Source organism: Rhizobium sp. NPDC092011, from assembly GCF_044756305.1.
In the GTDB taxonomy this organism is placed as follows: domain Bacteria; phylum Pseudomonadota; class Alphaproteobacteria; order Rhizobiales; family Rhizobiaceae; genus Rhizobium.
The window spans coordinates 283591-306843 of sequence record NZ_JBIVSO010000001.1 but is presented as its reverse complement, the minus strand read 5'-3'; the positions used below and the strand labels follow the sequence as shown (position 1 = coordinate 306843).

At 62.2% G+C, this 23253-nt stretch carries 28 protein-coding genes and 1 pseudogene; 27 read left to right on the top strand and 2 right to left on the bottom strand.

The annotated features are described in order from the left end of the window. Positions 1 to 56: 56 nt before the first annotated feature. From ACIQJ2_RS01685 to ACIQJ2_RS01555, 27 genes and pseudogenes are all read left to right on the top strand, one after another. Positions 57 to 501 (top strand): annotated as a pseudogene (locus ACIQJ2_RS01685) (hypothetical protein). 558 nt (positions 502 to 1059) lie between these two features. Beyond that, positions 1060 to 1386, top strand: a complete 327-nt coding sequence (locus ACIQJ2_RS01680) for a DUF736 domain-containing protein (protein ID WP_400666248.1) — start codon at positions 1060 to 1062, stop codon at positions 1384 to 1386. A gap of 241 nt (positions 1387 to 1627) precedes the next feature. After that, complete coding sequence (locus ACIQJ2_RS01675) at positions 1628 to 1915, top strand: DNA -binding domain-containing protein (RefSeq protein WP_400666824.1); 288 nt, start codon at positions 1628 to 1630, stop codon at positions 1913 to 1915. Positions 1916 to 2019: 104 nt separating this feature from the next. Beyond that, positions 2020 to 2274 carry a transcriptional regulator domain-containing protein gene (locus ACIQJ2_RS01670; RefSeq protein ID WP_400666250.1) on the top strand — a complete coding sequence of 85 codons (255 nt, stop codon included), beginning with the start codon at positions 2020 to 2022 and terminating at the stop codon, positions 2272 to 2274. Continuing rightward, positions 2186 to 2785 (top strand): DUF2285 domain-containing protein, encoded by a 600-nt coding sequence (locus ACIQJ2_RS01665; RefSeq protein ID WP_400666252.1) that lies wholly within the window; start codon positions 2186 to 2188, stop codon positions 2783 to 2785. The genes ACIQJ2_RS01670 and ACIQJ2_RS01665 overlap by 89 nt, the downstream gene beginning before the upstream one ends. A gap of 135 nt (positions 2786 to 2920) precedes the next feature. After that, positions 2921 to 3202, top strand: coding sequence for a helix-turn-helix transcriptional regulator (locus tag ACIQJ2_RS01660; protein ID WP_400666254.1), 282 nt, complete (start codon positions 2921 to 2923; stop codon positions 3200 to 3202). A gap of 16 nt (positions 3203 to 3218) precedes the next feature. Continuing rightward, complete coding sequence (locus ACIQJ2_RS01655) at positions 3219 to 4385, top strand: replication initiator protein A (RefSeq protein WP_400666257.1); 1167 nt, start codon at positions 3219 to 3221, stop codon at positions 4383 to 4385. A 218-nt stretch (positions 4386 to 4603) separates the two neighbouring features. Then, positions 4604 to 5101 carry a DUF2840 domain-containing protein gene (locus ACIQJ2_RS01650; protein ID WP_400666259.1) on the top strand — a complete coding sequence of 166 codons (498 nt, stop codon included), beginning with the start codon at positions 4604 to 4606 and terminating at the stop codon, positions 5099 to 5101. Further along, positions 5098 to 5700 carry a S26 family signal peptidase gene (locus tag ACIQJ2_RS01645; RefSeq protein ID WP_400666261.1) on the top strand — a complete coding sequence of 201 codons (603 nt, stop codon included), beginning with the start codon at positions 5098 to 5100 and terminating at the stop codon, positions 5698 to 5700. Before ACIQJ2_RS01650 ends, ACIQJ2_RS01645 begins: the two co-directional genes overlap by 4 nt. A gap of 10 nt (positions 5701 to 5710) precedes the next feature. After that, positions 5711 to 6043, top strand: coding sequence for a DUF736 domain-containing protein (locus ACIQJ2_RS01640; RefSeq protein WP_400666263.1), 333 nt, complete (start codon positions 5711 to 5713; stop codon positions 6041 to 6043). Between the two features lie 4 nt (positions 6044 to 6047). Further along, on the top strand, positions 6048 to 6749 hold the full coding sequence (locus ACIQJ2_RS01635; protein WP_400666265.1) for a lytic transglycosylase domain-containing protein: 702 nt from the start codon (positions 6048 to 6050) through the stop codon (positions 6747 to 6749). 243 nt (positions 6750 to 6992) lie between these two features. Beyond that, on the top strand, positions 6993 to 8732 hold the full coding sequence (locus tag ACIQJ2_RS01630; RefSeq protein ID WP_400666267.1) for a relaxase/mobilization nuclease domain-containing protein: 1740 nt from the start codon (positions 6993 to 6995) through the stop codon (positions 8730 to 8732). A 71-nt stretch (positions 8733 to 8803) separates the two neighbouring features. Next, on the top strand, positions 8804 to 9490 hold the full coding sequence (locus ACIQJ2_RS01625) for a helix-turn-helix domain-containing protein (RefSeq protein WP_400666269.1): 687 nt from the start codon (positions 8804 to 8806) through the stop codon (positions 9488 to 9490). Between the two features lie 18 nt (positions 9491 to 9508). After that, entirely contained in the window at positions 9509 to 9985 is a 477-nt protein-coding gene (locus tag ACIQJ2_RS01620; protein WP_400666271.1) for a hypothetical protein, read from the top strand. Positions 9986 to 10096: 111 nt separating this feature from the next. Further along, the gene (locus ACIQJ2_RS01615) at positions 10097 to 12082 is read left to right on the top strand and encodes a conjugal transfer protein TraG (RefSeq protein WP_400666273.1); all 1986 of its coding nucleotides are present in this window, start codon (positions 10097 to 10099) and stop codon (positions 12080 to 12082) included. A 5-nt stretch (positions 12083 to 12087) separates the two neighbouring features. Next, positions 12088 to 12552 carry a CopG family transcriptional regulator gene (locus tag ACIQJ2_RS01610; protein WP_400666826.1) on the top strand — a complete coding sequence of 155 codons (465 nt, stop codon included), beginning with the start codon at positions 12088 to 12090 and terminating at the stop codon, positions 12550 to 12552. Positions 12553 to 12718: 166 nt separating this feature from the next. Further along, complete coding sequence (trbB, locus tag ACIQJ2_RS01605) at positions 12719 to 13714, top strand: P-type conjugative transfer ATPase TrbB (protein ID WP_400666275.1); 996 nt, start codon at positions 12719 to 12721, stop codon at positions 13712 to 13714. 2 nt (positions 13715 to 13716) lie between these two features. Next, the gene (locus ACIQJ2_RS01600) at positions 13717 to 14133 is read left to right on the top strand and encodes a TrbC/VirB2 family protein (RefSeq protein WP_400666277.1); all 417 of its coding nucleotides are present in this window, start codon (positions 13717 to 13719) and stop codon (positions 14131 to 14133) included. Continuing rightward, positions 14133 to 14414 carry a VirB3 family type IV secretion system protein gene (locus ACIQJ2_RS01595; protein WP_400666279.1) on the top strand — a complete coding sequence of 94 codons (282 nt, stop codon included), beginning with the start codon at positions 14133 to 14135 and terminating at the stop codon, positions 14412 to 14414. Before ACIQJ2_RS01600 ends, ACIQJ2_RS01595 begins: the two co-directional genes overlap by 1 nt. 8 nt (positions 14415 to 14422) lie before the next feature. Next, complete coding sequence (gene trbE, locus ACIQJ2_RS01590; protein WP_400666281.1) at positions 14423 to 16879, top strand: conjugal transfer protein TrbE; 2457 nt, start codon at positions 14423 to 14425, stop codon at positions 16877 to 16879. Further along, the gene (gene trbJ, locus ACIQJ2_RS01585) at positions 16876 to 17628 is read left to right on the top strand and encodes a P-type conjugative transfer protein TrbJ (RefSeq protein WP_400666283.1); all 753 of its coding nucleotides are present in this window, start codon (positions 16876 to 16878) and stop codon (positions 17626 to 17628) included. The genes trbE and trbJ overlap by 4 nt, the downstream gene beginning before the upstream one ends. Before the next feature lie 11 nt (positions 17629 to 17639). Further along, positions 17640 to 17933: a putative entry exclusion protein TrbK-alt gene (gene trbK-alt, locus ACIQJ2_RS01580; protein ID WP_400666284.1), complete on the top strand. Its 294-nt coding sequence runs from the start codon at positions 17640 to 17642 to the stop codon at positions 17931 to 17933. Between the two features lie 3 nt (positions 17934 to 17936). Next, on the top strand, positions 17937 to 19310 hold the full coding sequence (trbL, locus tag ACIQJ2_RS01575) for a P-type conjugative transfer protein TrbL (RefSeq protein WP_400666285.1): 1374 nt from the start codon (positions 17937 to 17939) through the stop codon (positions 19308 to 19310). Beyond that, positions 19307 to 19996: a conjugal transfer protein TrbF gene (gene trbF / locus ACIQJ2_RS01570; RefSeq protein ID WP_400666286.1), complete on the top strand. Its 690-nt coding sequence runs from the start codon at positions 19307 to 19309 to the stop codon at positions 19994 to 19996. Before trbL ends, trbF begins: the two co-directional genes overlap by 4 nt. Beyond that, a complete protein-coding gene (gene trbG, locus ACIQJ2_RS01565; RefSeq protein WP_400666287.1) occupies positions 19993 to 21012 on the top strand; it encodes a P-type conjugative transfer protein TrbG in 1020 nt (339 codons plus the stop codon). The genes trbF and trbG overlap by 4 nt, the downstream gene beginning before the upstream one ends. Further along, on the top strand, positions 21009 to 22172 hold the full coding sequence (locus ACIQJ2_RS01560; RefSeq protein ID WP_400666288.1) for a TrbI/VirB10 family protein: 1164 nt from the start codon (positions 21009 to 21011) through the stop codon (positions 22170 to 22172). The genes trbG and ACIQJ2_RS01560 overlap by 4 nt, the downstream gene beginning before the upstream one ends. 4 nt (positions 22173 to 22176) lie before the next feature. Beyond that, positions 22177 to 22395 carry a DUF2274 domain-containing protein gene (locus tag ACIQJ2_RS01555; protein WP_400666289.1) on the top strand — a complete coding sequence of 73 codons (219 nt, stop codon included), beginning with the start codon at positions 22177 to 22179 and terminating at the stop codon, positions 22393 to 22395. A gap of 246 nt (positions 22396 to 22641) precedes the next feature. Here ACIQJ2_RS01555 and ACIQJ2_RS01550 read toward each other — a convergent pair whose 3' ends face one another. Further along, positions 22642 to 22968: a CopG family transcriptional regulator gene (locus ACIQJ2_RS01550; protein WP_400666290.1), complete on the bottom strand. Its 327-nt coding sequence runs from the start codon at positions 22966 to 22968 to the stop codon at positions 22642 to 22644. Positions 22969 to 22977: 9 nt separating this feature from the next. Then, the gene (locus tag ACIQJ2_RS01545) at positions 22978 to 23184 is read right to left on the bottom strand and encodes a dehydrogenase (RefSeq protein ID WP_400666291.1); all 207 of its coding nucleotides are present in this window, start codon (positions 23182 to 23184) and stop codon (positions 22978 to 22980) included. Positions 23185 to 23253 lie beyond the last annotated feature (69 nt).

The window sequence follows — 23253 nt, the reverse complement described above, 5'->3', positions numbered from 1 at the left end:
CCGCGGTCGTGGTGGAAGGCGCGACTGTCAGACCTTGTCCTTACGGGACCCACCACCTGATCATCCTCGCAATACTTGCATCCCTCGCAGCGATCGGCCCGCTTTGCCGGCTGCTGTTCACCCTGGCCGACTTCGCGCTGCCGGCATTTGTCGGCGTGACGGCGGGGCGCCTGGGCACACGGCACCGGAGCCGGCATACCCGGCGCTGTCGTGATCGGCGCCGCTGCGGCCGCCATCACGCTCGCGGCAGGGCATCTGCTCATCACCTTTGTCCGGCCCGTGTGGCTGAAGCTGGTCGTGGCGGCTGCTTTCGTCGCGCCGGCGGCGATCGCCGGCTTCCATGCAACGCATGGCATCGTGAAGCACCGCATGCCGTCGGACGCATGGCAGATCGCTTTCTCCGTCACCGGCGCGGTGGCGGTCGGGATCACCGCCTTCGTGCGGGTCGCCGGAATGGCGTCAGCCCCGGCCCCGTCCGGCCGGGATCTTGCGCGGGCGTAACCTTCGTGAACCCAAGGAGGACCAGGGCAGGCGTGGGCGCGATATCCCTCGTCGTCTCAAGTCGGAGCGATGGACGTGCGCGGTGCCGATAGACGCCTGGGCCGCAAAGGCAGTCCGCGTTGGAGCACCGCCGGGCGAAGGCTGTCTCGGCGGCGACCGAACATCCGGCGCAGCGATCTCCGTGGTGGCGGCGGAAGGCCAGGATGCGACAGCGTCGGCATGGCGGAAGCAGACGAAGCCGGTGAGCATGTCATGACGCCGGTTTGCCGATGCGGGATGGTCGCCATCTTCTCTGTTATCTGACCGCATCTCGACCGCTCCAAACGGCCTCTTCAATGGCCTGATCTGGCCGAAGGCCGGCTGCGCCTCGATCGCCTGTGCGCAACAGCCGCGTCAAACTTTCTTCCCCCACCGGCTGCGCCGTCATTCCTCTCGAGACAAGAAAGCCCTCCTTGGCTGTCAGGCCCCTTAGGGGTGCGCCGTCGATCGCCTCCGGCCTGCCGATCGCCATCGAGGCCGTAATGGTGCGGGCTCGGGAACGGAAAACGGAGACTTACAATGGCGACCATCGGCACCTTCAAGAAAACCGGCGACAACGAGTTCACCGGCGAAATCGTCACTCTCAGCGTCCAGGCCAAGAGCGTCCGCATCGTCCCCGACCAGCGCGCCACCGGCGAGAACGCGCCCAGCCACCGGGTCCTGGTTGGCCGCGCCGAGATCGGCGCCGCCTGGACGAAGCGGTCGGGCGAAGGTCGCGATTATCTGGGCCTCAAGCTCGACGATCCGAGCTTCAACGCCCCGATTTACGCCAACCTCTTCGACGACGAGGAAGGCGACACCTTCTCGCTGATCTGGTCCCGCCCCACCGGACGGCGCGGCGATTAAAGTCCTGACAGAGGCCTCGGCTTAACAAGTCGAGGCCCCTGGAACCCTCTCATCGGCGTGCGAATAGTTCGACTATTTGACGAGACGACCAATTCCAGTGTCGGAACTCATGTTCGTCGTCATCTTCAGAGCGTGATGCCAAATTTGCATCGCCCGATGCACCAGTTCAGCCTCCGTCCAATTGGACAGTTTGCTATAATCCACGCTTCTGACCGCTCTGACGAAGGTATTGGGCAAGGCTGTGATTGAACCGTTTGAAGATATTGCCCCCGTAGGTGATCAACTCACGGACTACGATCTGAAGCATATGAAACTTTATATGCGTCTGCTCGATGCCGCCGCCGATGGCGTGGATTGGCGTGAGGCCGTACAAGTGTTGTTCGGCATCGATCCCCATCTGGAGGCGAAACGCGCCCGGCGTGTTCACGACAGTCATCTGGTACGCGCGCGTTGGATGAGCCACGCTGGTTATAGGCACCTTTTGCGCAAACCCACGCCCGGTTCCAATGATCCGCCCGCAAGCGGGTGATGCTTTTTCCGCATCACTCGATGCGCGACAACGACCTTCTCACATGACCAGATCGCCGGAATCAATTTGGCTCGACTTATGTTGCGTCTGCAAGGAGTTGAGTGATGAAGCCAGATACGTCGCGCTGGCACGATAGCGATGCTTATGACTTCTTCGATACGCTGCCGATCGAAGGCTTGGCCTGGGAGTGCCTTCGGCGTCACGAACCCTATCAGCAGCATTATCGCACGCTCGTGAGGACGAAGCAGGAGTCGGTCTCGTTCTCGCCGGATGTCCAGCGTCGCTGGGGGTTGCGATTTCCCGGCACGACCCGATTTGTCGGCGCTCGCACAAGAGGTGCTCTGGTCTCCCCTGGCTGATCCGGCCGTCCTCATTCTCACCCAATCGCCCGAATTCTTGCCGTCTGCCTCGACAACGGAAGGAGTGAGGTCTCCGGTTAGTCGCCACAGCGATGAGGGCGTCCATACCATTCATCCGGGCGATGGGGCCACGCAGCTTCTTTTTCTTGCAGACAAGGTTGAAAACAAACCCCTAGCGGCTTTGATACCCTTGGATACCGACATTCTTGGCCGCCTTGAAGCGCTGAGCCGTTTTTGGCGCGCCCTGCAAGGAGGACCGATGCCTCCAGACACACGTATGACGGTGCAACAGCGGTGGCGCCTGCGCCTGATGATGCGGGCCGCCGATGGGCGTGCGAATGGTGCCAGCTATCGCGACATCGCGATTGCTCTTTATGGACGCGAGCGCGTCGCCTCTGACCCTTGGAAGACATCGGCGTTGCGCGACGCTGCCATTTCGCTCGTTGAAGGAGGGACAGCTCTGATCGGCGGTGGCTACCTCAAGCTTCTGAGGCATCGACGCAGGGCCTAGATGATCAGTCTGGGCGGGGTGGCGATTTTGCCTTGGCCAACTTCCCCATTCCCGGCGAAGCCAGTTCTCCCCCACAGTGATCGCCAACCGCCGCTTAAAGCCGGCGCTCACTCTTAGAATCAAGGAGACACGATCATGCGACCTGATCTCGCCGTTCTGCCGCCACGCTTCCTGCGCACCAAGGAAGCTGCCGAGTTTCTCAGCCTGTCCGCCCGTACCCTCGAAAAACATCGCACCTATGGAACCGGACCTGCCTACCGCAAACTGGGTGGCCGCGTTGTCTATTCTGTCGAGGAACTTCAAGCCTGGGCCGCTCGAGGAGCCGTCGTCTCGACCTCTGATCCGCGTGGCGGTGTGCTGCCGGCCAAGCGCCAGACCACAGCCATGGCCGCGACGCCTGGCCGCTATTCCCGCTGATCAAAGGTGTCTTTCAATGGTAGAACTGACTCGGCCCTTATCCGAATTCCAGCGTGGACAACTCGAACTCGTTCGAGCCTTGCCCGGCGATTTCGCGGTGCGAGACACGCAGGATCTGATGGCCTATCCATTCTTCTCCCTATCGAAGACGCATCGCGTCAAGCCGATCGACTATAGCGTCGGCAATATCACGATCCGTGTCGAAGCCGTGCCGGATCACGGCATGGCGACGATATGGGACGCCGACATCCTGATCTGGGTGGCAAGCCAGATCGTCGAAGCGCGAGACGCCGGCCTTCGCACTTCGCGGTTGATGGCGGCAACGCCTTACGAAATCCTCAACTTTGTCGGTCGTGGCACGTCCCTGCGCGACTACCAACGCCTTAAGGCCGCGCTCGACCGGTTGCAATCGACCACGGTCTCCACGTCAATCCGCCAGCCGGTCGAACGCCGGCGTCATCGTTTCTCCTGGATCAACGAGTGGCAGGAGCGCACCGACCGCAATGGCAAGGCAGATGGCATCGAACTGATCGTGCCAGACTGGTTCTATCGCGCCGTCCTCGATGACGCCCTTATCTTGACCATCGATCGAGCCTATTTCGATCTGACCGGCGGTCTTGACCGCTGGCTCTATCGGCTGGTGCGCAAGCATGGTGGCCGCCAGCGGGACGGCTGGCGTTTCGATTTCCGTCATCTCTATCAGAAGTCCGGAAGCCTCTCGCCTTTCAAGCGCTTCGCCTTCGAGCTTCGCGACACGATCCGCCGCCAGCCTCTGCCGGGCTACACGTTGTTTGTTGAGGTGGAGTTCGGCGGACGGATCCTGCTCGCCTTCGAGCCGCTCGCCGCCTGTGGACAATCTGTGGATGGCCTCGTGCTATCGGGAACCCAGGCCCTCGTGCCATCGGGAACCCGGCTCACGTGCTATCGGGAACCGAAAGACGGCCTAACGCACGGGTCCCGAAAGCGAATTCGCGCTTCTAACATAGACTCTAACCAAGATTCTAACTTTGAAGCCCGCACGTACAATGGCAAAGCCATCGCCGTGGGACGGCGTGACCGTCCTGGCTCAACGTCGCGAAAGGCTGAAAAGGCGACACTCCTCCGCAAGGACATGGTGTCGGCTTCCGATACGATCGAAGCACCGCAGCTTCCTCTCGATGGCCGGCCTGAGGGTGTGCGATGAGAGCGGCGCAACTCGAGCGGAAGAGCGGTGTCGGCGCAACGGCGCTGACGCAATCTCAACGACAGCTCTGCCGACAGGCCACGGTCAACCACCGTGATCGGCGGCATCTGATGGAGCCAAGCCTGGTATTCTACCACAGCGGCCCAACGGCTTATGTGCCGCCAGTTCGATGCCACCGGCCCCTTGTCCCGTTCATCCCAAACCGATGGAGGTTCCATATGGCCGAACGCGCCGCGCCGTCCGTCAACAATGCGGATAATCTCACCCATGTCGAGCTGATCTGGGTTGCCAAGAAGATTGAATATTGGATCAGGTTCGGTCGCGAGGTTCATGAACGGGTGCTCGACCGCAGCCGATCCGTCCTTGCGTTTTCGCCGAACAGCATCTTTGCCTTCGTGCGCTGGGGTGCCAACGATTTTGGCACCGTTGTCTCGCGCATCGACATTGTTCGCGCAGTCGTACCGGGCGAGCCATACCAGACGTTGCCGTTTGTGCGTCCCGGCGGCGACATTCACCTGAAGATCGAGGGCTGGCCCAGGGTCGAACGCGTACTGCGTCATATCGATTCAATCGAGGCGACCGGCATTGATGCCTGTGATGTCGCACCCGATCACTGGCGCCACGTCGCCAACCGATTACTCACTCATGAGGAGCCATCTGCTTATACAACCGCTCGCCATAAGGCCTGGCTGAAGAGACGGGAGATCGAAGAATGACCCGCTTTGCCCCTTTCATGCTCGTCTCTTGTGCGGCGATCGGTGCTGCGGCTTGCCTGCATCCTCGAAGCTCGACCTTGTTCATCTGGAATGCTTCCGCGAGCGTTCCCATCGGCCTTTATCGCATCATGCCAGATCAGCGATTCGCTGTCGGAGATCTAGTTGCGGTGATGCCACCAGCTCCAGTCGCGGACTTCATGGTGCAACACGGTTACATCGGACGCGGCGTTCCATTGCTGAAACCCGTAGCGGCTGTGCCGGGTCAGCAGGTCTGCCGGGTCGGAACTGCCATCATGGTCGACGGCACGCCGTTTGGTGCGGCGTTGGACAGTGATCGGCGCGGCCGCCAACTGCCGGTCTGGCAGGGCTGCCGCCGCATTGCCAACGGTGAGCTGTTCCTGATGAATCGTGGCGTCCGGGATAGCTTCGACGGTCGCTACTTTGGACCCGTCGCGGCGCAAACCGTGATCGGCCGAGCGACTCCGATCTACACCGACGAGAACGGCAACAGTCGCTTTGCTCTGCTACACGGCGGCAGTCCGATTGCCGATCCATCGACCGATGTTGCACGCGTCAAACTTTCCTCTCATCGTCCATAAGGAGGCATCCATGCCACAGATCGGCACGTTTTCACGCGATGCGACAGGCTTTGCCGGCCGCATCCACACCTTCACGCTGAATCGGGACATTACTATCGTTCGGATTGAGCCTTCCGACGTCGAAAATGTGCCGGACTATCGCGTCCATCAGGGGGAAGACGGACCGGCGATCGGTGTGGGCTGGAACCGCACGGGTGAACGGGCCGGCGAATATATTGCTCTTCTCATCGACGATCCCATGCTGCCGCAGCCCATTCGTGCCACCCTGTTTCGCGATGATGACAGCGGCGCTTGTTGGTCCCTGCATTGGAGCCGGCGCCACAAGCGCAGCGGAGGCAACTGATCCCATGCGCAGCCCATCCTGGCGTTTTGCCCTTCTTCTCCTTTCCGGTCTGTCGGCCGCAGCATGTGCGGTGACCGCATCGACGGCGCGGAACGACCCTTACGCGGCGCATATCGCCGAAGCATCGCTGCGCTTTGGAATTCCCGTTCACTGGATCAGGGCGGTGATGCGCATCGAAAGCGCGGACAATCCGCGTGCGATTTCGTCCGTCGGAGCGATCGGTTTGATGCAGATCATGCCCAAAACCTGGGCCGAATTGCGAGCCCGCTATGGTCTCGGAAGAGATCCCTTTGATCCGCGTGACAACATCCTGGCGGCGACGGCCTATCTCGGCGAGCTGCGCAATCGATATGGATCGCCGGGCTTTCTTGCCGCCTATAATGCCGGCCCCAAGCGCTATGAAGCCTCGCTTGCCGGCCGTCCGCTGCCAGCCGAAACACGCGCCTATCTCGCCGCATTAGGCCCGATCATCGATGGAACCGTGAATGTAAGAACCACGATCGCAGCGGCAGCTGATGCACCGGACTTGCGCCGCTCGTCGCTATTTATCCGACAGCTAGGCGATGGTTCTGGTCCCACGTTTCTCCAGACAGGCCGTTTGTCAGACGGCGCTCCGGCCCTCTCCAAGATGCGCGATCTCTCAGCCATTGTGCCGCAGTCAATTGGGCTGTTTGCTGCGCCATCTGACAAAAGGCCGATCCCATGATGGCCTCGCCTCCCGTGCGTAACCTGTCGGGCTCTGGCGCAGCATGGCGGGCGCTGAGGGGTGGGCGGGGCATCACGACCGAAGGAGGGCAGGATAAAAGGGCGCACATTGCGCGGCGGCCGGATGGTTGTTTTTGCGTGGTTTTCTGGCCTGTTGCGAACATTTCCCAGCTTTGCCGCAATGTTCCTCAATGGCCCAACACCCTGCCTCTGCAAGATTTTTTGAACATTACAGAGCTGCGCCATGGCGGATGAGCATGAGTTCCGCGTCCGTCCGGGGCGTATCCGGTCCAGCCGGGCGCAATCGGCGCGGCCCTTCATTTCGCAGGCGCTTGCTGCGGCGAAGAAGGCCGGCGGCGGCGTGTCGCGCTCCGGCCGCGTCGTCTCCGGCAATCGTTCGCGCTTCGGTCACGGCCAGCGCGCCAGCATTCAGGCCAATCGGCTGATCTCGTCTCGTTCGCGTGGCGCCGTCGTCAAAGCGCGCGTCGTGCGCCATTCGGTACGCTCAGCTCCACTCGGCACCCATCTCAATTATCTGCGCCGCGAAGGCGTGACCCGTGACGGGGAGAAAGCTCGGCTGTTCGGGCCGGACACGGAGAATGCTGACGCTGGTGTCTTCGCCGAACGATGCCAGGACGACCGGCATCATTTTCGGTTCATTGTCTCGCCGGACGACGCCGTGGAAATGACCGATCTCAAATCCTTTACCCGCGACATCGTTGGGCAGATTGAGAAGGATCTCGGCAGCCGGCTCGACTGGGTGGCTGTCGATCACTGGAACACCGAGCATCCCCACGTCCACCTGATCGTGCGCGGTGTCCGTGACGATGGCCAGGATCTCATCATTTCGCGCGACTACATCAAGGAAGGCATGCGTGACCGGGCGCGGGATCTCATCACCAAGGAGCTGGGACCGCGCACCGACCTCGACATCCGCCGCACTTTGGAGCGCCAGATTGAATCGGAGCGCTGGACCCAGCTCGACCGGCAGCTTGTCCGGGATGCACGAGTAGCCGGCATCATCGATCTCGCGCCGCGATCCGATCGCCAGCCCGACGAGTTCCATGCCCTGAAGGTCGGACGGCTGCGCAGGCTGGAAGTCCTTGGGCTGGCCGGACAGGTAGGCCATTCACAATGGTTCATCAAACCGGAAGCCGAGGCGGTGCTGCGAGACGTTGGCGAGCGCGGCGATATCATCAAGCGGATGCACAGGGCGCTGACGGACCGCGGCATCGAACGCGGCTCGGCCAACTATGTGCTGGCCGGTGAAAGCCTCGATGAGCCGATCATCGGCCGCCTGGTCGATCGCGGTCTCGACGACGAACTGAAGGGCTCGGCCTATGCCGTCGTCGACGGCGTGGATGGCCGCACCCACCATATCAAGCTGCCCGACCTCGATGCCGCTGGCGACAGCGCTCCCGGCTCGATCGTTGAACTGCGCAAGTTCGATGACGCGCGCGGTGAGCGTCGCGTCGCACTCGCCGTTCGCTCCGATCTCGACATCGAGCGACAGGTCTCCGCGTCGGGCGCGACCTGGCTCGACCGGCAGGCAGTCGCGAGGGAGCCGCTCTCCCTGTCCGATGGTGGCTTCGGCGACGAGGTGCAACGGGCCATGGAGCGGCGCGCTGACTATCTTGTCGAGCAGGGCCTGGCCGAGCGGCAGGGACGCAGCATGGTGTTCGCCCGCAGGCTGATCGACACGCTGCGCCGCCGCGAGCTGGACGCGCTCGGTGAGAAGCTCGCCGCCGAAACTGGCCAGCCGTTTAACCGTGCTGGCAGTGGCGAATATGTCGCCGGCACCTATCGCCAACGCTTCGCGCTCGCCTCCGGCCGCTTTGCAATGATCGATGACGGTCTCGGCTTCCAGCTCGTACCGTGGTCGCCATCTCTGGAAAAGCAACTTGGCCGCCACGTCTCGGGTGTCACCCGCAACGACAGCGGCATTGACTGGAGCTTTGGCCGAAAGCGGGGATTGGGATTGTAAATCCAATAACGCGTTCTTGTTGGGGGATCTCAAATACGACAGTCTGAACATCAAATCCCAAGAGCGATTCGATGTTTACGAAAGAATTCGATGAAATTTCTTTGACCGATCTCCAGGCTCTCGTCGATGAGGGAATTCCTGAAGGTCGCCAACTTGAGTTCAAGCGCGATCACTATGGGCGTAAGGATGAAGACAGGCGCGAGTTTGCCGCAGATGTCTCGGCGATGGCCAATGCACTCGGCGGATACCTGCTCATCGGTATCGACGAGCGGAACGGGATCGCTTCGAACGTCTGCGGGGTGGAAGCACAGGATGCCGACGGGCTGGTTCGTGCCGTCAACGAGTCCATCCGTGCATCGTTTGAACCACTGCTCATTGAGGTTAGGGTAAAGTGGGTCGCAGTCGCTGCCGACCGCGGTGTTCTGGTAATCAAAATCGCGCGGAGCTGGAGCGCGCCTCATCGCGTGAGCGTCGCAAAGGACTATCGTTTCTATATCCGCGACGAAAATGGAAAACATCCGATGTCTGTAGAGGAATTGCGCAGAGCTTTCCTGTTTGCTTCCGAGGTTGAAGAGAGGATCAGACGTTTCCGCGCCGAGCGGCTTGAAGTCCTGACGAACAACGAGGGACCTCTTGCAGTTGGTAAGGAAGGTGACGGACGGCTGATCCTGCAGGTCGTGCCACGGGCATCTTTCACGGATGGCATCCAGCTGTCCTTCGATGAACGGGGTGGGACCATGTGGCCACGGCCTCTTTGAGCAAGCGGTGCAAATCCGATGTACTCACTTGACGGCCTGGTCAGTTACTCCCGACCCGAGGAGCGATTTGAAACCGTCCGCGCATTTTCGACGCTCTTTCGCAATGGCGTCGCGGAGGCGGTGGCAAAGATACACATCGGCGGGAAGGACGGCAAGCGCAACGTCTCCCTGACAGGCGTCGAGGAAGATGTAATCTCTGGCCTCCGCCAGATTTTCGGCGAATACAAAAGACGATCCCTACCTGCGCCCTATGCGGTGCTGCTAAGCTTGCTTGGTGTACGCGGTGTATCGGCTCCGATCAACGAAAGGCGCGGTGGAATTGCTTATCCGCACAGAGCCGACCGGATTATTCTGCCGGAGCTGACACTTGATGTCGCCCGGGCCGCGAAGGAGCCGTCAACTTCGCTCAAGCCCTTGTTCGATCTCATGTGGAACGCCTTTGGCCAACATGGTTCGCCGAACTACGACCAATCGGGGCGATACGTGGGGCGCTGAACCTGCCGTTTACCTGTATTTTTATCCAGCGCTTGTACCATCATTTGAAATTGCTTGCCTTTTGTGGCTCAGAAGCCGGATTGACGGACACCATCCATCGAAGGAATGGCCATGTCGGCGACGAAAATCCTCTGGGACCATATCCTCACGGTCCTTCTGATCGTGCTGATGACGACCTGGGGCGCGACACAGTGGACGGCCTGGCGCCTTGGCTTCCAGCCGCAGCTCGGCCATCCATGGTTCCAGATCGCCGACTGTCCAGTCTATCACCCGCCAGCCTTTTTCTGGTGGTGGTATTTCTACGATGCCTATGCGCCGCCGATCTTCGTCGAAGGCGGTATGATCGCGGCGTCCGGCGGCTTCATCGCAATCGCAGTTGCGATCGGCATGTCGGTCTGGCGGGCGCGGGAGGCTAAGAACCTCGCCACCTATGGCTCGGCGCGCTGGGCCGAGGTGAAGGAGGTGAAGGCCGCCGGTCTGCTCGACCAGGACGGCGTTGTTCTCGGCAGGCTCGACCGAGTCTATCTGCGGCATGACGGGCCGGAGCACGTCTTGTGTTTTGCGCCCACCAGATCGGGCAAGGGCATCGGCCTAGTCGTGCCTTCGCTGCTCACCTGGCCGGGTTCGGCCATCGTCCACGATATCAAGGGCGAAAACTGGACACTCACCGCCGGCTTCCGATCCCGGCACGGCCGCGTTCTGTTGTTCGACCCGACCAATGCGAAGTCGGCCGCCTACAATCCGCTGCTAGAGGTGCGGCGGGGAGAATGGGAGGTCCGCGACGTCCAGAACATTGCCGACATCCTGGTCGACCCGGAAGGGTCGCTGGACAAAAGGAACCATTGGGAGAAGACCAGCCACGCGCTGCTGGTGGGAGCGATCCTGCATGTCCTTTATGCCGAGAAGGACAAGACGCTGGCCGGAGTCGCTGCATTTTTGTCCGATCCGAAGCGGCCGATCGAATCGACGCTCGCCGCCATGATGAAGACGGCGCATCTGGGTGAAGCAGGTCCGCACCCGGTCATCGCGTCGGCGGCGCGTGAGCTGCTGAACAAATCCGACAACGAGCGATCGGGCGTGCTTTCGACGGCCATGTCGTTTCTGGGCCTGTACCGCGATCCTGTCGTCGCCGAGGTGACGCGGCGCTGCGACTGGCGCATTACCGATATCGTCGGCGGCAAACGCCCGACGACGCTCTACCTCGTAGTTCCGCCGTCCGACATCAATCGCACCAAGCCGCTGATCCGCTTGATCCTCAACCAGATCGGCCGCCGCCTGACCGAGGATCTGCAGGCGAAGGGCGGGCGCCACCGGCTGCTGCTGATGCTGGACGAGTTTCCTGCATTGGGCAGGCTGGATTTCTTCGAGAGCGCCTTGGCCTTCATGGCGGGCTATGGCCTCAAATCATTCCTGATCGCCCAGTCGCTGAACCAGATCGAGAAAGCCTATGGGCCGAACAATTCGATCCTCGACAACTGCCACGTGAGGGTGTCGTTCGCCACAAATGACGAGAGGACCGCGAAGAGGGTGAGTGACGCGCTCGGCACCGCCACCGAGACGAAGGCGATGAAGAACTATGCCGGGCATCGGCTGTCGCCTTGGCTCGGGCATTTGATGGTCTCGCGCTCGGAAACCGCGCGGCCGCTGCTTACGCCTGGCGAGATCATGCAGCTTCCGCCGGCTGACGAAATCGTCATGGTCGCGGGAACACCGCCGATCCGGGCGAAGAAGGCGCGATACTTCGAGGATGTCAGGTTTCAGGAGCGCATATTGCCGCCGCCGAAACTGGTCCGCACCAGCGAGCCGCATCCGGACGACTGGAGCCGCCTGCCGATCCCGACCCGTGCCCCGTTTGACGAAGCTGTGGCGGGCTCCGCCGAGGAGGATGAGGATCCGACCGAATCCGAGCGCCGCCGGCAGCCAGAATTGAGCCGCGTGAAACCCGTCGAGAAGAGGGAGCCCATCGAGAACGAGTTCGAGATCGATCCCCCAGACGAGATGGAGGAGGAAGCCACCCGGAGCCGTCGGATGACCCGTCTCATGCAAGGCGTGGCACGGCAGGTCTCGCTTGATCCGAATGACGGGATGGAGCTGTGAGCACCATGACCGGCCGAAAGAAGAAAGCGCAGATCTCCGTCTATCTCGAACCGGGCGTCATGACGATCCTCTCGGATTATGCGGCTCGCCGGGAGCAGCCGATGTCTTTGATCGTGGAGGCGGCCGTCGCCTCGTTTCTGTCGCCGGACGACGTCGAACGGCGGGAGGCACTGATTGCCAAGCGCCTCGATCAGATCGACCGCCGCATGACGCGGCTGGAGCGCGATCTTGGCATCTCGGTCGAAACGCTGGCCGTATTCGTCCGTTTCTGGCTTACGACCACGCCAGCCTTGCCCGAACCGGCCGCACAGGCGGCGCGGGCCAAGGCCGGCGAGCGCTATGAGGCGTTCGTCGCGGCGCTCGGCCGCCGGCTCGCTCAAGGCCCAAAACTGCGGCAGGAAATCTCCGAGGACATCACCGACTCATCCGATGGACAGGTCTCGTCACACGCGGGCACATACCGCGAATAGTAGTCGCCTGAGTGGGTTCAAGAAGACAGCTCCATCGCCGTTTTCCTGTATTTGCACGCTACACTACTACGACGTCAATTCCTTGTTGAATCGCATGAACTTCCGGCTCTTTTAATCATCCCCGTCCGGGGACCGTCTGATTTCCCCGGCGAGAAACGGGGATCGGATGGCAGTCTCGCATCGAAATTCGGAAGGCTTTGCGCGTGGCGCACGGATGCTGCGCACTGCGCTGGGTGCTGCCATCGCCCGCTTTCTGGAAGATCCCGGCGTTGTCGAGGTAATGCTCAATCCCGATGGGCGGTTGTGGATCGACCGTCTCTCTGAGGGCATGTCCGACAGCGGCGAGCGCATCTTGCCCGCGGATGGCGAACGCATCATCCGTCTGGTCGCTCACCATGTTGGCGCGGAAGTTCATTCCGGCGCTCCGCGTGTTTCGGCCGAATTGCCCGACAGCGGCGAACGCTTCGAAGGTCTCCTGCCTCCGATCGTCACAGGTCCGGCCTTCGCCATCCGCAAGCCGGCGATCTCGGTGTTCACCCTCGACGACTATGTTTCGGCAGGAACCATGACCGCCGATCAGGCGGCATTGTTGCGCCAGGCCGTCGCCTCGCATGCCAATGTGCTGGTCGCCGGCGGCACGGGCACCGGTAAGACGACGCTCACTAATGCGCTGCTGGCCGAAGTCGCGAAGGCGCCGGACCGGCTTCTGATCATCGAGGACACGCGCGAGCTCCAAAGCCAGTCCGAGAACAAGGTGCCGATGCGCACCAAAGACTTCATCGCCAATCTCACCGATCTGGCGCGCTCGGCCATGCGCTTCCGGCCCGATCGCATCATCGTCGGCGAGGTACGAGGCCCGGAAGCCCTCGATCTCCTGAAACTTTGGGGAACGGGGCATCCCGGCGGCATCGGCACAATCCACGCCGGTACCAGCATCGGTGCGCTTCGCCGGCTCGAGCAGCTCATTCAAGAAGCTGTCGTGACCGTCCCCAAGGCACTGATCGCCGAGACCATCGACATCGTGGCTGTTCTTTCCGGCCGCGGCTCCGCGCGCCGGCTCTCTGAACTCGCTCGTGTCGATGGGCTCGGTCCTGACGGCGACTACCGTGTCGCCCCCGCTCAACCTTCCCCTGTCCGCCAACCGCTCCCGAAAGGAGAATAGTCATGCCCCTCCGTGTCCCGCCTGTTCTGCGGCAGCTTTTCAGGCCGCCCATCATCCTGCCCATAGTGCCGGTTGAGGCGAGAGCTCACACGCCGTCTCTGCACGGCTTGCGTCGCCACCTCAAGAGCCCGACGGCCGTCGCCACGATCATTGTGATGGCGGCCGTGCCGGCTCATGCTTCCGGGTCTTCCATGCCGTGGGAGGCGCCGCTTCAGTCGATCCTCGAATCTATCGAAGGGCCGGTCGCCAAGATCGTCGCCGTCATCATCATCATTGCGACCGGCCTGGCACTGGCGTTCGGCGATACGAGCGGCGGCTTCAGGAGGCTGATCCAGATCGTCTTCGGCCTGTCGATCGCCTTCGCGGCCAGTTCCTTCTTCCTCAGCTTCTTCTCGTTCGGCGGCGGAGCGCTCGTCTGATGGCGGGTATTCTGGAACACGCCAACGACCTGCCGGGTTTCACCGTCCCCGTACATCAGGCGCTGACCGAGCACATCCTGCTCGGCGGCGCTCCGAGAGGCATCGCCATCATGAACGGGACGCTCGCTGGAGCCGTCGGCCTCGGCCTCCGTCTCTGGCTGGTCGGCCTCGCCATCTGGGCCATCGGCCACTTCGTCGCCGTTTGGGCCGCGAAGCGCGATCCCCTGTTTGTCGAGGTGGGCCGCAGGCATCTGCGCATCCCTGGTCATCTGTCGGTGTGAGGGCGGACATGATGAACCTTGCCGAATACCGCCGCACCGCCAGTCGCCTCGCGGACTTCCTGCCCTGGGCCGCGCTTGTCGGAGAAGGTGTCGTTCTGAACAAGGACGGATCGCTGCAAAGGACCGCACAATTTCGCGGTCCGGATCTGGAATCCTCTGTTGCTGCCGAACTGGTCGCCGTCGCCGCCCGGCTGAACAATGCCTTCCGGCGTCTCGGCTCCGGCTGGGCGATCTTCGTGGAAGCGCAGCGACGGGAGGCCGCGACCTATCCCGACGACCGCTTTCCCGATCCGGCCTCGGCCCTGCTTGACGCCGAGCGCAAGGCGGACTTCGAGGAGCAGGGGAGCCATTTTATTTCCGGTTACTTCCTCACCTTCACCTATCTCTCGCCTGCCGAAGATGCGGCACGCGCCGAGGCCTGGCTCTATGAGGGGCGCGAACGATCCGGCGTCGATCCGAACGAGATCCTGCGCGGCTTCGTCGATCGTACCGATCGCGTGCTGGCGTTGCTCGACGGCTTTATGCCCGAATGCCAGTGGCTCGATGATGCCGAGATGCTGACCTACCTGCACTCGACCGTTTCGACCAAACGGCACCGTGTCCGCGTTCCCGAAACGCCGATGTACCTGGACGCGCTGCTGGCCGATCAGTCTCTGACCGGCGGGCTGGAGCCGCGCCTTGGCGACGCTCATCTGCGCATCCTCACCATCGTCGGTTTCCCGACCGCGACCACGCCCGGAATTCTCGACGAACTGAACAGGCTCGCCTTTCCCTATCGCTGGTCGACGCGCGCGATCCTGCTGGACAAGACAGACGCCATAAGGCTGCTCACCCGCATCCGCCGCCAGTGGTTTGCGAAACGCAAGTCGATCGCCGCCATTTTAAAAGAAGTGATGACCAACGAGGCTTCGGTCCTCGTCGATACCGATGCCGCGAACAAGGCGACCGATGCGGATATCGCGCTTCAGGAACTCGGCGCCGACTATGCCGGCATGGCCTATGTCACGGCGACTATCGCCGTATGGGACGCCGATCCCCGCCTTGCCGACGAAAAGCTCCGGCTTGTCGAAAAAGTCGTCCAGGGCCGCGACTTCACGGCGATGCCGGAATCCATCAATGCCGTCGATGCCTGGCTTGGCTCGCTGCCGGGGCATGTTTACGCCAACGTGCGCCAGCCTCCGATCTCGACGCTCAATCTCGCCCACATGATTCCCCTCAGTGCCGTGTGGGCGGGGCCGGAACGGGATGACCACCTGGGTAGCGCCCCCTTGCTCGTTGGCAAGACCGAGGGAAGCACCCCGTTCCGGCTATCCATTCACGTCGGCGATGTCGGGCATACGCTCGTCGTCGGGCCGACCGGCTCGGGCAAGAGCGTGTTGCTCGCCTGTATGGCGCTCCAGTTCCGCCGCTACGCCCAAGCTCAGGTCTTCGCCTTCGATTTCGGGGGCTCGATCCGGGCCGCCGCCCTCGCCATGGGTGGCGACTGGCATGATCTGGGCGGTGATCTGACCGAAGGCGATGCATTTTCCGTCTCGCTCCAGCCGCTTGCGCTCATCCATGATGTGCCGGAACGTGCCTGGGCGGCCGACTGGATCGTTGCCATCCTGACGCGCGAGAGCATCGCGATCACGCCCGATGTCAAGGAGCATATCTGGACGGCGCTGACTTCTCTCGCTTCGGCGCCTGTCGAGGAACGCACCATCACCGGCCTGACGGTGCTGCTGCAATCGAACGACCTCAAGCAGGCGCTCAGGCCGTATTGCGTCGGCGGTCCCTATGGCCGGCTGCTCGACGCCGAAACCGAGCACCTCGGCAGCGCGTCGGTTCAGGCCTTCGAGATCGAGGGGCTGGTCGGGACCGGCGCCGCTCCGGCCGTCCTGTCCTATCTGTTCCACCGCATCGGCGACCGGCTCGACGGCTCGCCCACCTTGCTCATCATCGATGAGGGCTGGCTGGCGCTCGATGATGAAGCCTTTTCCGGGCAGTTGCGGGAATGGTTGAAAACCCTGCGCAAGAAGAACGCCAGCGTGATCTTCGCCACGCAGTCGCTGTCCGACATCGACAATTCGGCGATCGCCCCCGCGATCATCGAAAGTTGCCCGACGCGCCTGCTTCTTCCGAATGAGCGCGCCGTCGAACCGCAGATCACCGCGATCTATCAGCGATTTGGGTTGAACGCGCGCCAGATCGAGATCCTCGCGCGGGCTACGCCGAAAAAGGACTACTACTGCCAAAGCCGCAGGGGGAACCGCCTGTTCGATCTGGGCCTGTCCGAAGTGGGGCTGGCGCTGACGGCCGCCTCCTCGAAATCCGACCAGTCTGCCATCGGCCGCGTCTTCGCTGAGCACGGCCGGGACGGCTTCCTTTCCGCCTGGCTGCGCCTGCGCGGCGTCGATTGGGCAGCCGACCTCATTCCTGACCTCACCAATCTCATCCCACAGCCCGACAAGGAGGCTCAATCATGAAGACTCGCCCTTTCCGCACGGCACTGCTTGCCGCATCCATTCTCACCTTCTCAGGCCCGGTCTCGATCGTTCTGGCGCCGCCGGCGTCCGCCGCCTGGATCGTCTACGACCCGACGAACTATTCGCAGAATCTCCTGTCCGCCGCGCGTGCCCTGGAGCAGATCAACAACCAGATCACCAGCCTGCAAAACGAAGCGCAGATGCTGATCAACCAGGCACGCAATCTCGCCAGTCTGCCGTACTCGTCTCTCCAGCAGATCCAGCAGTCCGTTCAGCGCACGCAGCAGCTTCTGTCCCAGGCGCAGAACATCGCGTTCGACGTCGGTCAGATCGATCAGGCGTTTCAGTCGAAATACGCCAAAGTCTCGCTTTCGGCTACCGACGCGCAACTCGTCGCCGATGCAAAGGAGCGCTGGAAGAACAGCGTCGGCGGCCTTCAGGACGCCATGCGCGTGCAGGCCACCGTCGTTGGCAATATCGACACCAACCGCACCGAGATGTCGCAATTGGTCGGTCAGAGCCAGAGCGCGACCGGCGCGCTTCAGGTCGCGCAGGCAGGCAACCAGCTCCTCGCCCTTCAGTCGCAGCAGCTTTCCGATCTTACGGCACTGCTTGCCGCCAATGGACGGTCCACCGCGCTCACCGAAGCCGAACGGGCCGCCACGGCCGAACAGGGGCGCGTGCAGCGCCAGCGCTTCCTGACGCCAGGCTCCGGCTATCAGGCCGGCAGCGCCAAGATGTTCAACTGAGGGCGCTGGCCATGGACGGCAAGATGCTGGCCCGTCTGGGCGCCGTCGTCTTTGTCGCCATCGCGATCACCGCGACGGCGACCGAGATGATCAGAAAGAGAGAGGCCCCCGCGCCGTGGACACGATCCACAGCCGCCGTCGCATCGCCGGCGGATCCCCTCCGGCTCGGCCAGCGCCGGTGCCAGCAGCTTGGGCAGGCTGCCACGAGCGATGCCGAATGCCTGCGCATCTTGTCGGAAACCCGCGACCGCTTCCTTGGCAGGGCTTCCGCGCCGGCCGGCCCACAGATTGTCGAAGGGCAGTAAATCATGGGCGGCAGCGGCGTCATCGACAATTTCCTCGGGGTCTTCACCTCCTATATCGACAGCGGGTTCGGTCTTCTCGGCGGCGAGGTCGCCTTCATCGCCACCACGCTGATCGTCATCGACGTGACGCTCGCCGCCCTGTTCTGGAGCTGGGGCGCCGACGACGACATCATCGCCCGTCTGGTGAAGAAGACTCTGTTCGTGGGTGTCTTCGCTTACCTTATCTCAAACTGGAACAATCTTGCCCGCATCATCTTCGAGAGTTTTGCCGGCCTCGGTCTCAAAGGGTCGGGCACCGGCTTTTCGACGGCGGACCTCCTTCGCCCCGGACGGGTGGCGCAGGTCGGCCTCGACGCGGCCCGGCCGCTGCTGGAATCCATTTCCGACCTCATGGGCTGGGTCGCATTCTTCGAGAATTTCATTCAGATCGCATGCCTGCTGTTCGCCTGGGCGCTCGTCTTGCTGGCGTTCTTCATTCTGGCCATCCAGCTGTTCGTCACGCTGATCGAATTCAAGCTGGCGACCTTGGCGGGGTTCGTCCTCATTCCGTTCGGACTGTTCGGAAAGACGGCCTTCATGGCCGAAAGGGTTCTTGGCAATGTCGTCTCTTCCGGCATCAAGGTCTTGGTGCTCGCCGTCATCATCGGCATCGGCTCGACCCTGTTCAGCCAGTTCACCGCCGGTTTCGGCGGCGCCACACCGACGATCGACGATGCCATGGCCGTCGTGCTGGCAGCACTTTCTCTCCTGGGCCTCGGGATATTCGGTCCCGGCATTGCCAACGGTCTCGTGTCTGGCGGCCCGCAGCTCGGCGCGGGTGCTGCCGTCGGCACCGGCCTTGCCGTTGGTGGCGCAGCGCTTGCCGCAGGCGGCGCGGCCGGTCTGGCCTTGCGGGGTGGCGCCGCGGCATTGTCTGGTGGCGCGGCGGCTGTTAGGGGTGGAGCGGCGGCGGCGGGTGCCGCATCGACCGCCTATAATCTTGGATCGATGGGGCAGACTGGCGCCGGAGGCGTTGCGTCAGGTCTCGGTGGTGTCGCCCGTGGCGCAGGCTCCGCCGCCGTCTCGCCGCTCAAGCGCGCCGCCGGGCGAGCGGCCGAAAGCGTCAAATCGAATTTCTCCGACGGCGTGAAAGGCGGTTTCAGCGCGACTGGCGGCTCTTCCATGCTCGGCACTATCGGTGGCGCTGAGGCTGCCAATGATGATTCCTTTGCCGCCGCCCCGTCGGCTTCGCACGATGGTCCTCCCGATTGGGCCAAACGCATGAAACGCAGCCAGCACTTCAGCCACGGCGTTTCCGCGGCCGCCCATGCCGTTCGTTCCGGCGACAGCCATGGTGGCGGCTCTTCCGTCAATCTCTCCGAAAGTGACCACTCATGAGCTTGTTCAAACGACCGGCAACCCATTACGGCAAGACGCCGCAACCCGAAACACCCTATCAGAAGGCGGCACAGGTCTGGGACGAGCGTATCGGCTCGGCCCGCGTGCAGGCGCGGAACTGGAGGATCATGGCGTTCGGAAGCCTGATCCTTTCGGCAGGCTTTGCCGCAGCGCTCGCCTGGCAGTCCACACGTGGGACCGTCGTGCCTTGGGTCGTACAGGTCGACAAGCTCGGTCAGGCGCAGACCGTCGCCGCTGCCACGGCCGGCTACCGTCCTACCGATCCGCAGGTCGCATGGCATCTGGCGAGGTTCATAGAGCAGGTCAGGAGCATTCCCGCCGATCCCATCATCGTCCGACAGAACTGGCTGCGCGCCTATGACTTGACGACGGATCGCGGCGCGACAGCGCTGAACGACTATGCGCGGTCTAACGACCCCTTCACCAAGGTCGGCAAGAGCCAAGTCGCCGTCGAGGTATCGAGCGTTATTCGCGCGTCTCCCGACAGCTTCCGTGTCGCCTGGATCGAGCGCCGCTACGAGAACGGCCAGCTTTCCACCACCGAGCGCTGGACTGCGATCCTGACCATCGTGATCCAGACGCCCCGCGATGCTGAACGGCTCAAGGCCAATCCCCTCGGCATCTACGTCAACGCGATTTCATGGTCGAGGGAGATGGGCGAATGAACAAGCCGCCAATCCGCAAAGCCGGAAACCCGTCTTTCCGTAAACCCGCATTTGCTGCCGTGCTTTTGTCCGCCGCCTCCCTTGCCGGCTGCGCCACGCCGCAGAAGCCGCCACATATCCGCTACGATGCCGATGTGCCGGCACTGCCGGCCGTTCCTGCCGTGCTGACCGATGACCGTCCGAAGCCGCTGCACATTCCGCCTGGCTGGACGCCGGCGCGCGGAGGAGCCACGGCAACTACCCCGACCGGGCGGATTCAGAATGCCAATGACGCGGCCCGTGTCGAGCCGCGCCGGGAGGGCTACTACAACGCCATCCAGATCTATCCTTGGAGCGAAGGCGCCCTTTATCAGGTCTATGCCGCACCCGGCCAGATCACCGACATCGCGCTCGAACCCGGCGAAAGCCTGACCGGAGCCGGGCCGATCGCCGCCGGCGACACCACGCGCTGGATTATCGGCGATACCGAGAGCGGCAGCGGCACCAGCCGGCGCGTGCATGTGCTGGTGAAACCCTCACGTCCCGACATCACCACCAACCTGGTGATTTCCACCGATCGCCGTACCTACCTGATCGAATTACGCTCCGGTGAGAAACCCTATATGCCATCGGTTTCATGGTCTTACCCGCAGATGCCGGGCTCGCGGCAGTCCATTCCCGAGACGCCAGCTATTCCGACGATAGCGGCGCGAAACCACCGCTATGGCCTCACCGGCGATACGCCGCCCTGGCGCCCGCTCTCCGTTTATGACGATGGTCGCAAGGTCTATGTCGAATTTCCGCGCGGTATCGTACAGGGGGAATTTCCACCGCTCTTCGTCATCGGTCCGGAAGGCGAGGCACAGATCGCCAATACCCGTATCTATCGAAACATCCTGATCGTGGATCGTCTCTTCGGTGCGGCGGAATTGCGCCTGGGCAGCGGCAACCATCAGCAGACTGTGAGGATCGTCCGAACAAGCGGAGTCGTCAAGGAACCGGCTGTCCGAGACAAGGAAGGAGGGCGGTCGTCATGAGCGAGGCCGACAACAACGAAGATGCAATCCAGCCCTCGGATCCTGTTCCACCCATGCGGCTGCGGGCAGAACCGCCGCGCGTTACCCGGCTATCGCGCAAGGTGCTCGCCGGCCTCGGCCTAGTCGTGTCGCTCGGCATCGGTGGAGCATTGATCTATGCGCTTCAGACCCGAGATCGCGGCAATGCTGGCGAAGAACTCTATTCAACCGAAAACCGGACGACTGCCGACGGTCTGGCAGGCTTACCGCGGGACTATACCGGTCCGATCCTCGGGCCGGCTCTGCCGGGGGATCTCGGCCGTCCGATCCTCAGTGCGCAGGATCGTGGCCAGCCTGTCGTTGTGCCGACAACGCCGGGTGTCGATCCGGCCGAGCAACGACGCCTCGCCGAAGCGGAAGCTGCCCGAACCAGCCGCGTGTTCTTCCAGACAGAAACGCGGACAACGGCCAGTGCGACAACGCCCAACGCGAATACCACGCCCAATCTTACCGGGCTCGATCAGGCCGGCACTCCCACGGCACAGGACCGCCAGGCCGCCTTCCTCAACGCTGCCGTCGATCGCCGCACCGTTGCAGCCGATCGCGTGATGCCGCCGGCCTCGCCTTATGTGCTGCAGGCCGGCTCGGTGATATCCGGAGCGCTTATCACCGGCATCCGCTCCGATCTCCCCGGCCAGATTACCGCCCAGGTCACCGAGAACATCTACGACAGCCCGACCGGCCGTGTTCTGCTTGTGCCGCAGGGCACTCGCATCATTGGCCAATATGACAACAATGTCGGCTTCGGCCAGAGGCGTGTCCTCCTGGTCTGGAACCGGCTGATACTCCCGAATGGACGATCCATCGTCCTTGAACGACAGCCTGGCGCCGATACACAGGGCTACGCCGGTCTCGAGGATGGGGTCGACTACCACTGGTGGGATCTGGCGAAGGCAGCCGGTCTTTCGACGCTGCTCTCGGTTGGTGCAGAGCTCGCTATGGACGACGAGGACCGGCTGATCCAGGCCATCCGCAACGGTGGCCAGGATACGATCAATGACGCCGGACAACAGATCATCCGCCGCCAATTGCAGATCGCGCCCACCCTGACCATCAGGCCCGGATTTCCGGTCCGGATTGTCGTCACCCGTGATCTCGTGATGGAGCCCTATAGAGGTTAGACCAATGGCCAAATTAAAACTCGGACCGTTCATTGACGATAAACCCGTCAAGGTGAGCGTTGAGCTACCCGGATCGCTATATCGGGATCTGGTTGCGTATGCCGATTTGCTCGGCAGCGAGCAGGTAAATCCGATTGGGGATCCGGTTCGGCTGATCGTGCCGATGTTGCAGCGGTTCATGGCAACGGATCGGGGTTTTGCCAAGGCGCGGCGTTCGCAATGATCGCCGATGCCTTTGGAGGTGGACAAGAAGTGCCACTTCATTTGCCGCCGACGATTCGGCTCGCGATGCCACCGGCCGGTTTCATTTTACGCGAAAATATATACCCAGGCGGTAGAAGTTGCCCTTCTTGCAAACCCATCGGGGTTGATCATCCGTAGACAGGCACGTTTCGGCGAGGGCGTGAAAAATCAGTTACGGTTTTGATCTTCCTGCATCGCCCTGACCCCGTCGATTCTGCTGCAGACCTTACGCGTGCCCATCAACGTCTCCATCTTCATCTATTTCCCGCACTGGCAGATATGCGTTGGTCTCCAGCCATTCCTTGACGATGTAGCGGATCATGTCGTTTCTCGTCATCCCGAGCTCCTGGGCAATGGAGAGCAAGGCCTCTTCAGTTTCGACATCCAGGCCAATCGGTGCGGCATTCCGGATCATGAGCGCCGCGCGTCGCAGCAAGACTTGCAGATCGGCACGCGATGCATCGCCAATGCGGTCTGCTGTATGATCAAGCTGACCTGCCATATCCCTTGGCATGCGTGTGTCTCCGTTTTGAAAGATGGTATTGCCCATCATTCCACTCCTTCAGGTCTGGTCAAGACTTGGTTCCCAACCACGCACCATGCCTTTGCTCATCACAGCAGAGGTGAGCGTAAGCTGATATCTGAGGTGCTGAATTCGTTGCACGAGGTCGGTGATGGCCGCCCTCGAATCGCCACCATGTGCGTCAAGGATCACTTCAATCGGATCGAGCTCCGGTTCTGAGGTCAATTTGGTAGCTTCAGCATTCATTGGACGCACGTCTCCATTCCGCCGGAACATGGCGGTTGTCATCATCAAGTTATAGGTAAACTCAGGCCG

What these genes read in the sequence shown, in the direction of transcription:
- ACIQJ2_RS01640 (WP_400666263.1), top strand. Translation starts at nt 5,711, where the DNA reads ATGCCACAGATCGGCACGTTTTCACGCGATGCGACAGGCTTTGCCGGC.
- ACIQJ2_RS01555 (WP_400666289.1), top strand. Translation starts at nt 22,177, where the DNA reads ATGGCCAAATTAAAACTCGGACCGTTCATTGACGATAAACCCGTCAAG.
- trbK-alt (WP_400666284.1), top strand. Translation starts at nt 17,640, where the DNA reads ATGGACGGCAAGATGCTGGCCCGTCTGGGCGCCGTCGTCTTTGTCGCC.
- ACIQJ2_RS01645 (WP_400666261.1), top strand. Translation starts at nt 5,098, where the DNA reads ATGACCCGCTTTGCCCCTTTCATGCTCGTCTCTTGTGCGGCGATCGGT.
- trbL (WP_400666285.1), top strand. Translation starts at nt 17,937, where the DNA reads ATGGGCGGCAGCGGCGTCATCGACAATTTCCTCGGGGTCTTCACCTCC.
- ACIQJ2_RS01680 (WP_400666248.1), top strand. Translation starts at nt 1,060, where the DNA reads ATGGCGACCATCGGCACCTTCAAGAAAACCGGCGACAACGAGTTCACC.
- ACIQJ2_RS01670 (WP_400666250.1), top strand. Translation starts at nt 2,020, where the DNA reads ATGAAGCCAGATACGTCGCGCTGGCACGATAGCGATGCTTATGACTTC.
- trbB (WP_400666275.1), top strand. Translation starts at nt 12,719, where the DNA reads ATGGCAGTCTCGCATCGAAATTCGGAAGGCTTTGCGCGTGGCGCACGG.
- ACIQJ2_RS01595 (WP_400666279.1), top strand. Translation starts at nt 14,133, where the DNA reads ATGGCGGGTATTCTGGAACACGCCAACGACCTGCCGGGTTTCACCGTC.
- ACIQJ2_RS01560 (WP_400666288.1), top strand. Translation starts at nt 21,009, where the DNA reads ATGAGCGAGGCCGACAACAACGAAGATGCAATCCAGCCCTCGGATCCT.
- ACIQJ2_RS01545 (WP_400666291.1), bottom strand. Translation starts at nt 23,184, where the DNA reads ATGAATGCTGAAGCTACCAAATTGACCTCAGAACCGGAGCTCGATCCG.
- ACIQJ2_RS01610 (WP_400666826.1), top strand. Translation starts at nt 12,088, where the DNA reads ATGACCGGCCGAAAGAAGAAAGCGCAGATCTCCGTCTATCTCGAACCG.
- ACIQJ2_RS01600 (WP_400666277.1), top strand. Translation starts at nt 13,717, where the DNA reads ATGCCCCTCCGTGTCCCGCCTGTTCTGCGGCAGCTTTTCAGGCCGCCC.
- ACIQJ2_RS01660 (WP_400666254.1), top strand. Translation starts at nt 2,921, where the DNA reads ATGCGACCTGATCTCGCCGTTCTGCCGCCACGCTTCCTGCGCACCAAG.
- ACIQJ2_RS01630 (WP_400666267.1), top strand. Translation starts at nt 6,993, where the DNA reads ATGGCGGATGAGCATGAGTTCCGCGTCCGTCCGGGGCGTATCCGGTCC.
- ACIQJ2_RS01665 (WP_400666252.1), top strand. Translation starts at nt 2,186, where the DNA reads ATGTCCAGCGTCGCTGGGGGTTGCGATTTCCCGGCACGACCCGATTTG.
- trbJ (WP_400666283.1), top strand. Translation starts at nt 16,876, where the DNA reads ATGAAGACTCGCCCTTTCCGCACGGCACTGCTTGCCGCATCCATTCTC.
- trbF (WP_400666286.1), top strand. Translation starts at nt 19,307, where the DNA reads ATGAGCTTGTTCAAACGACCGGCAACCCATTACGGCAAGACGCCGCAA.
- ACIQJ2_RS01635 (WP_400666265.1), top strand. Translation starts at nt 6,048, where the DNA reads ATGCGCAGCCCATCCTGGCGTTTTGCCCTTCTTCTCCTTTCCGGTCTG.
- ACIQJ2_RS01550 (WP_400666290.1), bottom strand. Translation starts at nt 22,968, where the DNA reads ATGATGGGCAATACCATCTTTCAAAACGGAGACACACGCATGCCAAGG.
- ACIQJ2_RS01625 (WP_400666269.1), top strand. Translation starts at nt 8,804, where the DNA reads ATGTTTACGAAAGAATTCGATGAAATTTCTTTGACCGATCTCCAGGCT.
- ACIQJ2_RS01655 (WP_400666257.1), top strand. Translation starts at nt 3,219, where the DNA reads ATGGTAGAACTGACTCGGCCCTTATCCGAATTCCAGCGTGGACAACTC.
- ACIQJ2_RS01615 (WP_400666273.1), top strand. Translation starts at nt 10,097, where the DNA reads ATGTCGGCGACGAAAATCCTCTGGGACCATATCCTCACGGTCCTTCTG.
- trbG (WP_400666287.1), top strand. Translation starts at nt 19,993, where the DNA reads ATGAACAAGCCGCCAATCCGCAAAGCCGGAAACCCGTCTTTCCGTAAA.
- ACIQJ2_RS01620 (WP_400666271.1), top strand. Translation starts at nt 9,509, where the DNA reads ATGTACTCACTTGACGGCCTGGTCAGTTACTCCCGACCCGAGGAGCGA.
- trbE (WP_400666281.1), top strand. Translation starts at nt 14,423, where the DNA reads ATGATGAACCTTGCCGAATACCGCCGCACCGCCAGTCGCCTCGCGGAC.
- ACIQJ2_RS01650 (WP_400666259.1), top strand. Translation starts at nt 4,604, where the DNA reads ATGGCCGAACGCGCCGCGCCGTCCGTCAACAATGCGGATAATCTCACC.